This is a genomic window from Halanaerobium saccharolyticum (assembly GCF_003259895.1).
GTDB lineage: Bacteria > Bacillota > Halanaerobiia > Halanaerobiales > Halanaerobiaceae > Halanaerobium > Halanaerobium saccharolyticum_A.
Map to the genome: position 1 here is coordinate 155817 of NZ_QLME01000003.1, position 14332 is coordinate 170148.

The 14332-nt window shown below is 33.0% G+C and carries 15 protein-coding genes and 6 tRNA genes; 20 read left to right on the plus strand and 1 reads right to left on the minus strand.

Annotation, left to right across the window (positions count from 1 at the left end; all coding sequences use genetic code 11):
• Positions 1–77: 77 nt before the first annotated feature.
• A tRNA-Glu gene (locus C7958_RS03680) sits at positions 78–153 on the minus strand.
• Positions 154–335: 182 nt separating this feature from the next.
• Here C7958_RS03680 and C7958_RS03685 point away from each other — a divergent pair.
• The 20 genes from C7958_RS03685 (at position 336) to C7958_RS03780 (ending at position 14328) form a co-directional block, all read left to right on the plus strand.
• Positions 336–905 carry a class I SAM-dependent methyltransferase gene (locus tag C7958_RS03685; RefSeq protein ID WP_111571323.1) on the plus strand — a complete coding sequence of 190 codons (570 nt, stop codon included), beginning with the start codon at positions 336–338 and terminating at the stop codon, positions 903–905.
• 223 nt (positions 906–1128) lie between these two features.
• Positions 1129–1204 (plus strand) — tRNA-Trp (locus C7958_RS03690).
• A 16-nt stretch (positions 1205–1220) separates the two neighbouring features.
• Positions 1221–1296, plus strand: a tRNA-Thr gene (locus C7958_RS03695).
• A 7-nt stretch (positions 1297–1303) separates the two neighbouring features.
• Positions 1304–1379: transfer RNA gene (locus C7958_RS03700), tRNA-Trp, on the plus strand.
• A gap of 16 nt (positions 1380–1395) precedes the next feature.
• Positions 1396–1471: transfer RNA gene (locus tag C7958_RS03705), tRNA-Thr, on the plus strand.
• Positions 1472–1607: 136 nt separating this feature from the next.
• Positions 1608–1901, plus strand: coding sequence for a DUF2103 domain-containing protein (locus C7958_RS03710; RefSeq protein ID WP_111571324.1), 294 nt, complete (start codon positions 1608–1610; stop codon positions 1899–1901).
• Positions 1902–1960: 59 nt separating this feature from the next.
• Positions 1961–2037, plus strand: a tRNA-Pro gene (locus C7958_RS03715).
• Between the two features lie 105 nt (positions 2038–2142).
• A complete protein-coding gene (gene rimO / locus C7958_RS03720) occupies positions 2143–3480 on the plus strand; it encodes a 30S ribosomal protein S12 methylthiotransferase RimO (RefSeq protein WP_111571325.1) in 1338 nt (445 codons plus the stop codon).
• Complete coding sequence (gene pgsA, locus C7958_RS03725) at positions 3464–3994, plus strand: CDP-diacylglycerol--glycerol-3-phosphate 3-phosphatidyltransferase (protein ID WP_111571326.1); 531 nt, start codon at positions 3464–3466, stop codon at positions 3992–3994. Before rimO ends, pgsA begins: the two co-directional genes overlap by 17 nt.
• A gap of 23 nt (positions 3995–4017) precedes the next feature.
• Positions 4018–4458: a phosphatidylglycerophosphatase A family protein gene (locus C7958_RS03730; protein WP_111571327.1), complete on the plus strand. Its 441-nt coding sequence runs from the start codon at positions 4018–4020 to the stop codon at positions 4456–4458.
• A gap of 89 nt (positions 4459–4547) precedes the next feature.
• Positions 4548–5795 carry a competence/damage-inducible protein A gene (locus tag C7958_RS03735; RefSeq protein WP_111571328.1) on the plus strand — a complete coding sequence of 416 codons (1248 nt, stop codon included), beginning with the start codon at positions 4548–4550 and terminating at the stop codon, positions 5793–5795.
• Between the two features lies 1 nt (position 5796).
• The gene (locus tag C7958_RS03740; RefSeq protein WP_111571329.1) at positions 5797–7008 is read left to right on the plus strand and encodes a tetratricopeptide repeat protein; all 1212 of its coding nucleotides are present in this window, start codon (positions 5797–5799) and stop codon (positions 7006–7008) included.
• Between the two features lie 16 nt (positions 7009–7024).
• Entirely contained in the window at positions 7025–7570 is a 546-nt protein-coding gene (gene thpR / locus C7958_RS03745) for an RNA 2',3'-cyclic phosphodiesterase (protein WP_111571330.1), read from the plus strand.
• 91 nt (positions 7571–7661) lie between these two features.
• Positions 7662–8705 (plus strand): recombinase RecA, encoded by a 1044-nt coding sequence (recA, locus tag C7958_RS03750; RefSeq protein ID WP_111571331.1) that lies wholly within the window; start codon positions 7662–7664, stop codon positions 8703–8705.
• Positions 8706–8711: 6 nt separating this feature from the next.
• Positions 8712–9173, plus strand: coding sequence for a regulatory protein RecX (locus C7958_RS03755; protein ID WP_111571332.1), 462 nt, complete (start codon positions 8712–8714; stop codon positions 9171–9173).
• A gap of 159 nt (positions 9174–9332) precedes the next feature.
• The gene (gene rny / locus C7958_RS03760) at positions 9333–10856 is read left to right on the plus strand and encodes a ribonuclease Y (protein ID WP_111571333.1); all 1524 of its coding nucleotides are present in this window, start codon (positions 9333–9335) and stop codon (positions 10854–10856) included.
• A 109-nt stretch (positions 10857–10965) separates the two neighbouring features.
• Positions 10966–11742, plus strand: a complete 777-nt coding sequence (locus tag C7958_RS03765) for a TIGR00282 family metallophosphoesterase (RefSeq protein ID WP_111571334.1) — start codon at positions 10966–10968, stop codon at positions 11740–11742.
• Positions 11743–11839: 97 nt separating this feature from the next.
• Entirely contained in the window at positions 11840–12100 is a 261-nt protein-coding gene (locus C7958_RS03770) for a stage V sporulation protein S (protein ID WP_111571335.1), read from the plus strand.
• Between the two features lie 156 nt (positions 12101–12256).
• Complete coding sequence (locus C7958_RS03775) at positions 12257–12934, plus strand: response regulator transcription factor (protein WP_111571336.1); 678 nt, start codon at positions 12257–12259, stop codon at positions 12932–12934.
• Positions 12934–14328 (plus strand): HAMP domain-containing sensor histidine kinase, encoded by a 1395-nt coding sequence (locus C7958_RS03780; RefSeq protein ID WP_111571337.1) that lies wholly within the window; start codon positions 12934–12936, stop codon positions 14326–14328. Before C7958_RS03775 ends, C7958_RS03780 begins: the two co-directional genes overlap by 1 nt.
• The last annotated feature ends 4 nt before the right edge of the window (positions 14329–14332 follow it).

Below are 14332 nucleotides of genomic sequence, written 5' to 3' on the forward strand. Positions count from 1 at the left end.
GAAATAAGAGTTAGGAAGTCGGAGATAGGATAAATCTTAATTCTTTATCTTGCTTCTGACATCTTACTTCTTAAAAATGGTACCCTCAAGGGGATTCGAACCCCTGCCGCTAGGATGAAAACCTAGTGTCCTGGACCCCTAGACGATGAGGGCAGATAGCTTTTTTACAAGCACAATTAACAGTATATATTAACAGCAGCTGATGGTCAATTTATTCTAATGGTGATTATTCACCTTTAAATTAAATTAAGTATTAAATGCTATATTTTTTTCGTTTTTTCTTAATTTTAAAGCTTGAATTGAATATATATCAGGCCAGGAAAGAGTGATTATTTATGCAAAAAGATTTTTTAAATGCGGTTGAGTTTTCACATTTATTATTAAAAGAAAATGTTGAGGCTGGTGACTTAGTTATCGATGCTACAGCTGGAAATGGTCATGATACTAAATATTTAGCAGAGCTTGTGGGTGCTGATGGTAAAGTTTTTGCATTTGATATCCAGGAAAAAGCTATTGATCAGACCAGAGAACTACTAAAAATGAATGAGTTATCTGCCCGGGCTGAATTAATTTTGGACAGTCATGCTAAAATAGATCAATATTTAACTCAAAAAATATCAGCTGCAATTTTCAATCTTGGCTATTTGCCAGGCGGTAATAAAGAAATTATAACCAGGAGTGAGAGCACTATTAGTGCTTTAAAAAAATCAATAGAACTGCTCAAGAAAAATGGTATTGTGATATTAGTTATTTACAGCGGTCATTCTGGAGGAGAGGAAGAAAAAAATGAACTTCTGGATTTCGCTTCAGCCTTAGATTATAAAAAGTTTAATGTATTAAATTATGAGTTTTTAAATCAACCCGGAACGCCTCCACAGGTACTGGCTATTAAAAAAAGAATTTAGTAATATAATACAGTTTCTATTGATAAGATTGACAGCTGGAATATTTAGAATATTTTCAATAAAATTCCTGTTCATATTTGCTGTAAATAAGGGGATATCCAAGTATTTTTGAGAAATATAGGATTAAATAGAGCTAAAGTAGAATAATTATAATAATAGGACTTGACCTAACTCTCTAACTCTATTATAATAGTTATTGCTTGATTGAAAAAGGCTTCTTCTTAGGGGAGTAGCTCAACTGGCAGAGTAGTGGACTCCAAATCCATTGGTTGCAGGTTCAATTCCTGTCTCCCCTGCCATTTTAATTTAATAGATGCTGATGTAGCTCAATTGGTAGAGCAGCTCACTTGTAATGAGCAGGTTACCAGTTCAAGTCTGGTCATCAGCTCCATTTTTATAGGGGAGTAGCTCAACTGGCAGAGTAGTGGACTCCAAATCCATTGGTTGCAGGTTCAATTCCTGTCTCCCCTGCCATTTTAATCTAATATACGCTGATGTAGCTCAATTGGTAGAGCAGCTCACTTGTAATGAGCAGGTTACCAGTTCAAGTCTGGTCATCAGCTCCATTGAATTTATTAGAAAGTCGATTTCGACTTTCTTTTTTTTATACTTATTTATTTAATTGATTATAACTAACTAGTCCAGCCACTAATTTGCAGCAGTAATCTATCAATGTTACAATTAATTGAGGAAGTGATCTAAATGGCAAATAAATACAGGCACAATAAAGTTAAACAAGAGCATACAATAATTGAAGATATATTACCCCTGCTGGAAGAGATAGCGCTTTCTAAGCTTGTTAAAAGCATTATTCCGGGCCGAATTAATAGAAGGAAGGGAAGTGGCACCCCTGCCTATATTCAGCTTAAATATAATACTAGAAGTGGTATAAAATTAATTGCAAAAAATAGTTCATCTTTACAGGAAGTATTTGTAGTTACAGATTATCCTGATCAGACAATGGAATATTTAAAAAAATTGGACTATATAAAATAAATAAGCAGAATTAATTTGACAAAAAGACTTAATTTATATATAATATTTCTTGTTGACAACGGGCTATGGCGCAGCTTGGTAGCGCGCTACACTGGGGGTGTAGAGGTCTCCGGTTCAAATCCGGATAGCCCGACCATTTTAGTTATCAGGCCCTTTTTCGGGCTTTTTTGTAGTTATAGAGACTTAAAATTTGGAATTATATAATTTTATTTTTAAATTATGACACTATAAAGGAGTAAAAATGATAAGATATTCTTTAATGACCCTGGGCTGTCCTAAAAATGAAGTTGACAGTCAGCATATGAATGGTTTTTTAAGAGGAGAAAAAGAATTTCAATATACAGATAGCTTTGAGAAAGCAGAAGTAATTATTATTAATACCTGTGGTTTTATTCAGGATGCAAAGGAAGAGTCGATTGAGACAATTTTGGCAGCCCTTGAATATAAAAAGCAGTATAATTGTAAATCGGTAATTGTTACTGGCTGTTTAACACAGCGCTATAGTGAGGAATTAGAAGCAGATATTCCGGAGATTGATGCAGTGCTTGGTACTTCAAACTTTGATAAAATTGCCGAAGTTATAAGAGAGAGTCTGGAAGGTAAAGAAACAGGTGGAGTAGAAGAAGCAGGTTTTGATTATAGTTCTTCTCTACCCCGTGAATTAGATAATGATGTTTATGCTTATTTAAAGATTGCCGAAGGCTGTAATAATAATTGTACTTACTGCAGCATTCCGCAGATTAGAGGTACAGTTAAAAGTAGATCAATTGCTGATATTGCAGCAGAAGCTAAAAGAATTGCTGAGAGTGGAATTAAGGAGTTAATAATTATTGCACAGGATACAACTCAATATGGGGTTGATATTTATGGACGTTCTGCCCTGGCTCCACTTTTAAGAAATTTGGCAGAAGTAGAGGGAATTAGGTGGATTAGAGTTTTATACAGCTATCCAGAATTTATAAGTGATGAAATAATTGAGGTTTTTGCGGAAGAGGAAAAAGTCTGTAATTATTTCGATCTACCAATTCAGCATTCTTCTGCAAAGATAAGAAAGTTAATGAATCGCAAAGGAAATGAAGAAGATATCGCTAATATTATTAATAAGATAAGAAAAAAAATTCCTGATGCAAAAATAAGAACTTCTCTAATCACAGGTTTTCCGGGAGAAAATGAGCAGGACTTTAATAATTTAAAAGAATTTGTTAAAAAATATGAATTTGACAGACTGGGTGTTTTTGAATTTTCCAGAGAAGAAGGAACTGCAGCCTATAATTTAGATCAGAGAGTCCCTGAAGAGATTAAATCAGAAAGAAAAGAAGAAATTATGCAGCTGCAGCAGGAAATTTCTCTGGCCAAAAATAAAGAGTTAGTGGGGCGTACGATTGAGGTAATAATTGAAGATCAGGATCAGGAAAATTATCTGGCAAGATCTCGTTATGATTCACCGGAAATTGATAATCAGATTTATCTCCCAATTGAAGATCACAATCTTGAAATAGGAGAAATTTACCAGGCTGTAATAAAAGAAGCCTTCCATTATGATTTAATAGGAGAGATTGAGGATGAATCTACCAAATAAACTATCAGTACTCAGAATTTTACTGGTTCCAATTATTATTTATTTACTTTTAATTAATTCTTTAACTACCAGTATTGCCGCTCTTGTGGTTTTTGTTTTAGCTGCCTTAACTGATAAATATGATGGTTATTATGCCCGAAAATATAATTTAATTACTACGCTGGGTAAAATTCTTGACCCGCTGGCAGATAAATTATTAATTATTGGTGTTTTTACTGCTTTTGTAGAAATTGGTGCTCTTTCTACCTGGCCTTTATTAATTATTGTGGCAAGAGAGCTTGCGGTTACAGGCTTAAGAGTAGTTGCAGCTGATCAGGGTTCAGTAATCCCTGCTAATATCTGGGGCAAAACTAAAACTACTATTCAGATGATAACAGCAGTTGTTTTAATTATAAATCCACTAATTTTCGAACTGCCGGTGCTTTTAACAGAAACTTTAATCTGGTTAACTGTAATTATTACTATTTATTCCGGCTATACTTATTTTGCTGGAGCAGAAGTCGATTATTCTTAAGCTAAATACAGGAGGAAAGAGTTATGCTTAATAAAATAAATCATTTTTTAGCAACAGGTTTTTACAGCGGTCATCTTCCGGCTGCTCCTGGGACCTGGGGTTCTTTATTAATGGTCTTACTTATCTTCTTTTTTCCTTTACTGAATAATATATATCTGCTGTCAGCTCTCACTATTGGTGGAGTTGCAGTTGCTAATTTTGAAGAAAGACAGACTGGGATCAAAGATGACGGAAGAATAGTAATTGATGAGATGGCAGGACAGCTGCTTACATTTTATACTCTCCCCACAACTTTACCTGTTTTAGTTGGTGGTTTTATTTTATTCAGGTTATTTGATATCACAAAACCCTGGCTGATTGATAAAGTACAGAATTTACCATCAGGCTGGGGAGTTATGATGGATGATATCCTGGCTGGACTAACATCTTTAATCATTTTAAAAATATTAATAACTTTGATTTAATGATTCTAATCAGATTTTAATTCAATCGGCCTTAAATAGGTCGATTTTTTTATTTTAAAATGATATACTAAATTTGAGGTGGATAGATATTGAAGACAGCCATAATAGCAACTGGATCTGAATTGATTAGTGGACTTGTACAGGACAGCAACTCTAAATTTTTAGCTGAGAATCTGGCTAATTTGGGTTTTGAGCCTGAAAACATTTTTATTTGTGGAGATGAAAAAGAAAATATTAAAAAAACGATTTTTACTGCTTCCCGGAGTGCAGATTTAATTTTTATAACAGGAGGACTGGGCCCAACTAAAGATGATCAGACTAAAGAAGCATTTGCGGAAGTACTGGATTTGAATCTGATTTATTCTAAAAAAATTGAGAAAAAATTAAAAAATATATTCTGTAATCACAGCTCAGAGATGACTTCCAATAATTTATCTCAGGCATATATTCCTGCGGGAGCAGAAATTATCAATAATGATAAAGGAACAGCGCCAGCTTTGAAAGTGGAGAAAGAAAATAAAACTTTTTATTTATTACCTGGAGTTCCTTCTGAATTAAAGTATTTATTTAAAAATAAAATATTAAAAGAACTTAAAAAGAAAAGTAAAAACAAATTATTTATTAAAGAATTCAATTTTATAGGAATTGGTGAGTCAACCCTGGCTTCAGAAGTTGATAATTTAAAATTAGATCCTGCTCTTAAGATTAGTTATCAGGCTGGTCGAGCCGAAGTAAAATTGAGGCTTAAAATTGATCAGAACAGTCAATTAGCTGCTGCAGAAAAACATAAAATTATAAAAACAGCAGCGGAAAAAATAAAAAGACAATTTAGTGATTTCATTTATGGAGAAGATCAAGAGGATATATTAGATAAGGTTCACAACCTGTTAATTTCTAAAAAATTAAGTATAGCTACAGCTGAATCATTTACAGGAGGGCTAATTGCGGAAAGGCTGACTTCCAGAGCAGGGAGCTCCCAATATTTTTTGGGATCTATAGTTGCCTATAATGAAAAAATAAAAAAAGAAATATTAGAAATTGAATCTGAGCTTCTGGAGAGATATGGAGTTGTGAGTCGGGAGTGTGCTAAAGCAATGGTTGAAAATGCTGCAAGAATTTTTGATTCAGAAATTGCTGCTGCAGCTACTGGAGCTGCAGGTCCAGCTGCTCATAATGGCAAAAGTGCAGGTACAATGTTTGTTGCTATAGCTTATAAAGAAAAGATTAAAATTTTAAAGTTGCAAAAAAATTATGGTCGGAAAATGAACCGTTATTTTGCTTCACAGATTGTGTTATTTGAAATTTATAAGTTAATAAAGGAAAGCGAGGAAAATTAAAATGCTTAAAAAAATGGTTTATCTAATTATTATTATTTCTTTATTGTTTTCAGTTTCAAGTTTTGCTCTGGCTCAGGAAGAAAATGTCGCAGAAGAAGAACAAACACAAACAACTGGTGACATTTTTTCTGAAGCTTTAAATGATTATAATTCCGGGAATTTTGCCCTGGCTGAAGAAAAATTTAACAAACTACTGGAGAATGAAGAATTGGATGAAGGAATGGAATTTAGTGTTCTCTATTATTCAACGATGACGGCTGTTAAGAGATATCAAACTGTTAAAGCAGTAGACTACTTAGAAAGGATGAATGACTTAGGTTTTCAGAGTGGAAATTTAAACTGGCAAATTGCAGAACTGTATTTAAATAAAAATAATCAATTTGATAGTGCCGATTTTGAAGAAGCTCTAATATATTTACAGAAAGCAGAAGAACTCGGGTTAAACAAAATAAATTTTAGAAGAGATCTTGCTTATGGTTATTTGGAAAATCAAGAATTAGAACAGGCAGAAGAATTATATTTAGAAATAATTGAGACAGAGGCCACTGCAGCTGATTACTTAAATCTGGCTAAAATTAAAGAAAGACAGGAAGAATTAAATCAGGCAGTAGAATATTACGAATCTGCTCTGGACTTAAATGGATCACAATCTTCACTTTATTTAAACCTTGGTAATTTATATCAGGAATTGAATAATTATAATTCAGCAGTCTCTGTTTTTAACCAGGGAATAAAGCTAAGAAGAGATTTCGCTCCTTATTATATTGGACTTGGAGAAAGTTATATTGAACTGGAGAATTATAATCAAGCTCAAACTGCACTGGAGAAAGCAGTAGAAATTAATGATAATTCTTATTATGGATATTATCTGCTGGCAAATGTAGAGAAAGAAAATGGTAATTTAAATCAAGCTTTAAATTATTACAGTCAGGCCCTAAAAAACAATCCTGATTATGTAGAAGCTTATCTGGGTGAAGGAAGAATTCATTTAGAAAGAGAAGAATATTATCGGGCTATTTCTCGTTTTTCACTGGCAGTAGAAAAAAACCAGGATTATGCAGAAAGCCGTTATTATTTAGGTAGAGCTTATTATCAGGCAGACATGTTAGAAGCAGCAAGAGCTGAGTTGAGAAGAGCTCTGCATATTAATGATAATTATCAGCAGGCAAGAGAACTTCTAGATAGGGTAGAAAACGAATTGAATATAGATTAATTAAAGGGTGTTCTAAATGAGACTTTTTATAGCAGTTAATATTAATTTACGCAGTAAAGATTTGATTGAAAGAAAGCTGAATTCTTTAAAAGAAGAATATAAAAATCAGTTTAAATGGGTAGAAAAGAAAAAGTGGCATTTAACTCTCAAATTTATTGGTGAAGCATCAACTAAGGAAAAAGAAGATATAATTGAAGTATTAAAAAATATCAATTTTAAGGAAAAAAATGAATATATACAATTTGATAGAGTTGATGCTTTTCCCCATCTAAATCAGGCTAAAGTACTATATCTTGCACTTAAGCAGGGTAAAGATAGTTTGTGTAAACTGCATGATAGACTGGTAAATGAACTGCTTAAATATGATTTTGAAGATGATCAGAAGAACTATATTCCTCATCTAACTCTGGGACGCAATAAAGGTGAAGCTTTTAAAATAAAAGAGGAATTTCAGGAAGAACATTTTTTAAACATTTATGCGAAAATTGAAAGTATCAGTCTTTATAAAAGTGAATTAAAAGCCAGCGGACCAGAATATATTGAATTATTTTCCATTAAATAGAAATTAATCCTTGCAATCATTAAACATCTGTTCTATAATATAATTAAAGATAAAAATTGCAGTTAAAATATATTTGGGGAGGAAGATAAATTTGGCAACTAGTGATAAAGAAAAAGCACTTGATAAGGCGGTTAAGAGAATTGAAAAACAATTTGGTAAAGGTTCAATTATGAGGCTGGGAGATTCACAGAAATTAAATGTGGAAGCTATACCTACAGGAGCTTTACCACTGGATCTGGCTCTAGGTATTGGCGGGATCCCTAAAGGAAGAATTATTGAATTATATGGGAATGAATCATCAGGTAAAACAACATTGGCCCTCCATATAATAGCAGAGGCTCAAAAAATGGATGGTATTGCAGCCTTTATTGACGCTGAACACGCACTTGACCCTAAATATGCTAAAAATTTAGGTGTAAATATTGATAATCTACTAATTTCACAGCCTGACAGTGGAGAAGAAGCTTTGGAAATTGGAGAAGCACTTGTCCGCAGTAATGCTGTTGACCTGGTGGTTATTGACTCTGTTGCTGCTCTGGTACCGAAGGCAGAATTAGAAGGGGATATGGGAGACTCTCATATGGGGCTGCAGGCCAGGCTGATGTCTCAGGCAATGCGTAAACTATCTGGAGCAATTAGTAAATCTAAGGCAGCAGTTGTATTCATCAACCAGATTAGAGAGAAAATTGGTGTAATGTTTGGTAATCCAGAAACAACTCCTGGTGGACGCGCACTTAAGTTTTATTCTTCTGTCAGAATTGAAATGAGAAGATCACAGACTATCAAAGATGGAGATAAGTTAATCGGTAGTACAGCTAAAGTAAAAGTTGTTAAAAATAAGGTGGCAGCTCCATTTAGAAATTGTCAATTTGATATTATGTATGGTACAGGAATCTCACAGCCCGGATGTGTAATTGATTTAGGAGAAGAAACCGGAATTGTAGATAGAGCTGGTTCCTGGTATTCCTATGGTGATGTTCGTCTTGGTCAGGGTAGAGAAAATTCTAAAGAGTTTCTGCGTGATAATCCAGAAGTTATGGAAGAGATTGATAAAAAAATAAGAGTTAAAGTTGGTTTAATAGATGGTGAAAATGAAGATAAGAATGAAGAAGGAAAAGAAAAGGAAGAGGAATAATTCCCAATGGATCAAATAGATAAAGAAGCATTTTCTAAAGCACGCAATAAAGCTTTTAAATTATTGAGCTACCGAGAAAGAACAATTAAAGAAATTGAAGATCGCCTGCGAAAAAAAGATTTTACTGAGGAAGTTATTAAAGCAGTAGTCGATTTTCTTCTAGAAAATGATTATTTAAATGAAGAGCGATTTGCCGAAATGTGGATTAGGTCAAGAAAAAAACATCATCCCCGCGGCAGAAAGTTGATATATAAAGAGCTAAAAAACAAGGGTGTTAATCAGAAAATCATTAATAGCGCTCTAAATCAGTATTTAAGTGAGCAGGATGAACTAGAAATGGCTGAATATTTAATGGGAAAATGGCTGCGCAGACGGACTGAAGAAGACAGTTCCAGCTATAAATTAAAAAACTATTTAGCTAATAAAGGATTTAGTTATGATTTGATTTATCAGATAACAGATAAATAAGTATAAAAGCCTGCTTTCAGCGGGCTTTTTCCTTTTTATACCAAATTATAGTCTTTTCTTGACATAAGGTGCGAAAAAAGTTAAAATATTATTAGTAAATGTAAATATAAAATTAAAAAATTGAATATTAGACAGGAGGTGAATATTATTAATGGAGCTATGTTATATTTTATAATAGCCCTACCTCTCGGAATTGTAATTGGGTATTTAATTCGAAAATATATTGCGAAAGCACGTATGCAGTCTGCGGAAGAAGAAGCAGAGAAGATACTCCAAGATGCAGAAAGAGATGCCAAGGCAAAGAAAAAGGAAACTATTCTTGAAGCTAAAGAAGAAGCTCATCAGATTCGGGAAGAAGCAAATAAAGAAAGTCAGAAAAGAAGAGATGAGCTGCAGAAATTAGAAAATAGATTAATGAAAAAAGAGGAAAATCTGGATCGGAAAGCTGAAAATCTGGATCGTAAAGAACAGAGTATTAAAGATCGAGATAAAAATTTAGCAAAAGCTGAAGAGGAAATCGAAGAAATTAAAAAAGAACAGAAAGAAAAATTAGAAATGATTTCTAGTTTCTCAGAAAGTGAAGCTAAAGACTATCTTTTAAATAAGGTAGAATCTGAGCTGGATCATGAATATGCAAAGATGATTAAAGAAAAAGAAGCTCAGGCAAAGGAAGAATCTGAGAAAAAAGCTAGAGAAATTATTTCACTTGCAATCCAGAGATCTGCAGCTGATCATGTAACAGAATCAACTGTTTCTGTTGTTAATCTTCCAAATGATGATATGAAGGGAAGAATTATCGGACGTGAAGGAAGAAATATCAGAACTTTGGAGAGTCTAACAGGTATCGATTTAATTATTGATGACACTCCTGAGGCAGTTGTTATTTCTGGTTTTGATCCAATTAGACGTGAAATTGCGAGGATTGCTTTAGAAAAATTAATTGTTGATGGTCGAATTCATCCAGCCAGAATTGAAGAAATGGTCGAAAAGGCTGAAAAAGAATTGGATCAGCATATTAAAGAAATTGGAGAACAGGCAACATTTGATACAGGAGTTCATGGTTTAAACCCTGAATTAATCAAGTTATTAGGAAGACTTAAATTCAGAACAAGTTATGGACAAAATGTATTACAACATGCTATTGAAGTATCCTATTTAGCAAGCATCATGGCTGCTGAACTGGGTGCTGACGCTACTCTTGCAAGACGTGGTGGTCTTCTTCATGATATTGGTAAAGCAATTGATCATGATATGGAAGGTACTCATGTTAATCTTGGTGTTGATACTGCAAGAAAATATGGTGAAAGTGAAAAAGTAATTCATACAATTGAAGCTCATCATAGTGATGTTGAATTTAAATCAGTAGAGGCAGTTTTAGTTGCAGCAGCAGATGCAATTTCAGCAGCAAGACCAGGAGCTAGAAAAGAAACATTAGATTCTTATATTAAGAGACTTGAAGATTTAGAGGATATTGGTGAGTCTTTTAATGGTGTAGAAAAAGCTTATGCTATTCAGGCTGGAAGAGAAATCAGAGTTATTGTTGAGCCTGATAAAATTAATGACATCGAAAGTACCAAAATGGTTAGAGATATTACTAAGAAAATAGAAAAAAATCTCGATTACCCTGGACAGATTAAAGTTGTTATTATTCGTGAAACCAGAGTAGTGGATTATGCTAAATAAAAATAATTAATTATGAAATTAATGGGCTCCTCTTTTTTGAGGAGCCTTTAATAAATTTATGATATAATAAATTTGGAAAGTAAAGTTAAATTTATAGGGGAGATTTATAATGAACATTTTATTTATTGGAGATATTGTCGGTAGAGCCGGAAGACGTGCTGTTAGAATTTTTTTAGATGAAATAAAGTCAGAACACGATATTGATTTTGTGATTGCAAATGGCGAAAACTCTGCTGGAGGTTTTGGAATAACTAAAAAAGTTGCAGCGGAATTATATGGCTCTGGTATAGACTTTTTTACAATGGGTAATCATACCTGGGATAATAAGGATATTTTTAAGTTTATTGATGATGATCCTAATCTAATTCGGCCTTTAAACTTTCCCAAAAATAACCCTGGTCGGGGCTGGCAGACTTTAGAACTTAAGTCTAAAAAAATTACTATTGTAAATTTAATTGGTCAGATATATATGCAGGCTTACGATTCTCCCTATCACAGGTTTATGGAATTATATCCTGAAATTAAAGACTCAGATATTATTTTGGTTGACTTCCATGCAGAAGCTACAGGAGAAAAAATGGCATTTGCCAGAGCTGTAGACGGGATGATAACAGCTGTTATAGGGACCCATACGCATGTACAGACAAACGACGCTCAAATTTTACCTGAGGGAAGTGGATATATTACGGATGCTGGTTTAACCGGAGCAGTAGATTCTATTTTAGGAATGAAGCCTGATAAAATGATAGAAAAAATGATAAATTCTCTGCCAGTGAGATATGAGGTAGGAACTGGTGAAGTAAAAATTGAAGCTGTTTTAATCAAAATAGATGAAAAAACAAACTCTGTTAACCAAATCATGGTAATAAAAAAAAATAATTTATGATTTTTTTCTAAAAAAGCAGGAATTTATTTCATTTATGGCTAATATATTATATAGAGGGAAATAATATTTTATCCAATCAAGGAGGTAATAGACGAAGATGGAAGTATTAAAAGTATCATCTAATTCTAGTCCTAACAAAGTTGCTGGGGCTCTGGCCGGTGTTCTTAGGGAAAATGGTAATGCAGAACTTCAGGCTGTTGGGGCTGGAGCGCTCAACCAGGGGGTAAAAGCAGTAGCTATTGCAAGAGGGTTTGTAGCTCCGAGTGGAATTGATTTAATTTGTATTCCTGCTTTCACAGATATCGAAATTGATGGAGAAGAAAGAACAGCAATCAAATTGATTGTAGAACCTAGATAGAAATTTTATCTGTTTGCCATTCTGGCAGGCAGATTTTTTTATTTTTAATCGTATTTTAACTTGTGTTATAGAGGTGTTAAGTTATATAATAGATGTAGTTAGGACTATTTAGTAACCTTGTTTAATAATTTTTGATTATATTTTTGAGGTGGCAGAGTGGAAAAAATATTAGTGGTTGAAGATGAAGCAAAAATAAGAAAAATAATTAGAAGTTATTTAAAAGAGGATTACGAAATTTCTGAAGCGGTTAATGGACAGGAAGGTTTAGAGCTTTTTAAAGATAGTTATTTTGATCTAATTATTCTAGATCTAATGTTGCCTGAAATAAGTGGGGAAAAAGTCTGCCAAAAAATAAGGCAGATCTCTGAAATCCCGATCATTATGCTGACTGCAAAAAGTAGTGAACAAAATAAAATCGAAGGTTTTAATTATGGTGCAGATGATTACCTTACCAAACCTTTTAGTCCGAGGGAACTACTGGTACGCACTAAAGCTATCTTAAGACGCAGCCGAAATCAAGAAAAAGCAGGTATTATAATCCTGAATGACGGGGAATACAAAATATATCATGAGGAAATGATAGTAAAAAAAGATAATAGTGATTGTCAGTTAACAAGTACCGAATTTAAAATACTGATGGTGTTAATTAATAATGCCGGTCAGGTTTTAAGCCGTGAACAGCTGGCTGATAAGGTCATGGGTCTGGAATTCAGTGGTTTTGATAGAACCATTGACGTTCATATCAAAAATATACGCAAAAAGATGCAGTTAGAAAAAGATCAGTATATAGTCACTGTTTATGGAGCAGGATATAAGTTTACAGGTGATATTTAATGTCTAAACTGGGTAAAAAATTATTTGTTATTTTTTTAGTACTTGTTATTCTTTCTTTATTGTTGGTTGGAGTCTTTATTAATTTTTCTGTTGGAGAAAGATTTGATAATTTTATTAATTTACAGAGAGAGGAAAATATTAGCGAACTGGCTGCAGTACTCAGTGAACACTTGCAAAATAATGATTTTGATAGTGTTCAGGCTGTAGTTGATAATTTCAGCAGAACTAATAGAATTCCAATCTGGGTTGAGAATAATAGAGGTGAATTTATTTATTTTTCTGCTCAGCATAATCAGATGTCCCAGATGATGAGAAGAATGGGAATGAACCAGAATCGCCATCTGAATATCAGGCAGCTTCCTGCTGATCTTCCGGGACAGACAAATTATAAAGAAGTTATTGTGGATGATCAAAAATTGCTGACCCTGTACTGGAAAGATATTAACCCTGAAAACCAGCTCGATTCAGATTTATATAATTATTTTAAAAGAAATATCTATCAATCAATAATATTTAGTGCTTTAGTTGTAATTTTGATAATTATAATCTTATCATTTATTTTATCTAAGAAAGTAACAATGCCTTTAATCAAAATTAAAAAAGCTGCTCTTGAGGTAGCTCAAGGTAATTATCAGCAGAATGTTGCAAGCAAGGGAGATGACGAATTATCTGAACTGGTAGATGCCTTTAATTTAATGAGTAAAAAACTATTAAAACTTGAAAAAATCAGAAAGGAATCAACTTCTGATCTAGCTCATGAATTAAGGACACCACTGACAACCATTAAAGGTTATCTGGAAGCAATAGAAGATGGGAAAATAGATCTTAATCAGCAGAGCATGACTGAAATGCAGGAAGAAACACAGAGAATGACCATTTTGATTGATAAATTAAATGAATTTGCTGAAGCTCAAAATAAAATATTTAATTTAGAGGAAAAACAGGTTAATATAACTCCAATAATTAAAAAAATAATAAAACAGCAGCAAAATTATTTAAATGAAAAGAATATAAATCTAAATTTAATGCTTAAAGAAGAGCTTTGTCTTCAAGGTGACCCCAATAGTTTATTTCAAATTTTTAACAACTTTATAGAAAATGCAATCAAATATAATATTCAAAATGGGAAAATTGAAATAAAAGCTTCAGCAGAAAAAAATAATTTAATTGTTTATATTCAGGATAGTGGAATTGGAATTGATGACAGTGATCTACCATTTATTTTCGAAAGATTTTATAGAGGAGATAAATCAAGAAATTCTCAAAATAAGGGTACAGGTATCGGCCTGGCAGTTGCCAAAGAATTAATGGAAGCTCATCAGGGAAAAATTGAAGTTGAAACTAATGAACAGGGGACTTTATTTAAGCTAATTTTTAAAAGAACTAAAGATTAATTTA

Bases quoted from the DNA above. Each gene is read 5' to 3' on its own strand.
- C7958_RS03685 (WP_111571323.1), top strand. From the start codon at position 336: ATGCAAAAAGATTTTTTAAATGCGGTTGAGTTTTCACATTTATTATTA.
- C7958_RS03710 (WP_111571324.1), top strand. From the start codon at position 1,608: ATGGCAAATAAATACAGGCACAATAAAGTTAAACAAGAGCATACAATA.
- rimO (WP_111571325.1), top strand. From the start codon at position 2,143: ATGATAAGATATTCTTTAATGACCCTGGGCTGTCCTAAAAATGAAGTT.
- pgsA (WP_111571326.1), top strand. From the start codon at position 3,464: ATGAATCTACCAAATAAACTATCAGTACTCAGAATTTTACTGGTTCCA.
- C7958_RS03730 (WP_111571327.1), top strand. From the start codon at position 4,018: ATGCTTAATAAAATAAATCATTTTTTAGCAACAGGTTTTTACAGCGGT.
- C7958_RS03740 (WP_111571329.1), top strand. From the start codon at position 5,797: ATGCTTAAAAAAATGGTTTATCTAATTATTATTATTTCTTTATTGTTT.
- thpR (WP_111571330.1), top strand. From the start codon at position 7,025: ATGAGACTTTTTATAGCAGTTAATATTAATTTACGCAGTAAAGATTTG.
- C7958_RS03755 (WP_111571332.1), top strand. From the start codon at position 8,712: ATGGATCAAATAGATAAAGAAGCATTTTCTAAAGCACGCAATAAAGCT.
- rny (WP_111571333.1), top strand. From the start codon at position 9,333: ATGTTATATTTTATAATAGCCCTACCTCTCGGAATTGTAATTGGGTAT.
- C7958_RS03765 (WP_111571334.1), top strand. From the start codon at position 10,966: ATGAACATTTTATTTATTGGAGATATTGTCGGTAGAGCCGGAAGACGT.
- C7958_RS03770 (WP_111571335.1), top strand. From the start codon at position 11,840: ATGGAAGTATTAAAAGTATCATCTAATTCTAGTCCTAACAAAGTTGCT.
- C7958_RS03780 (WP_111571337.1), top strand. From the start codon at position 12,934: ATGTCTAAACTGGGTAAAAAATTATTTGTTATTTTTTTAGTACTTGTT.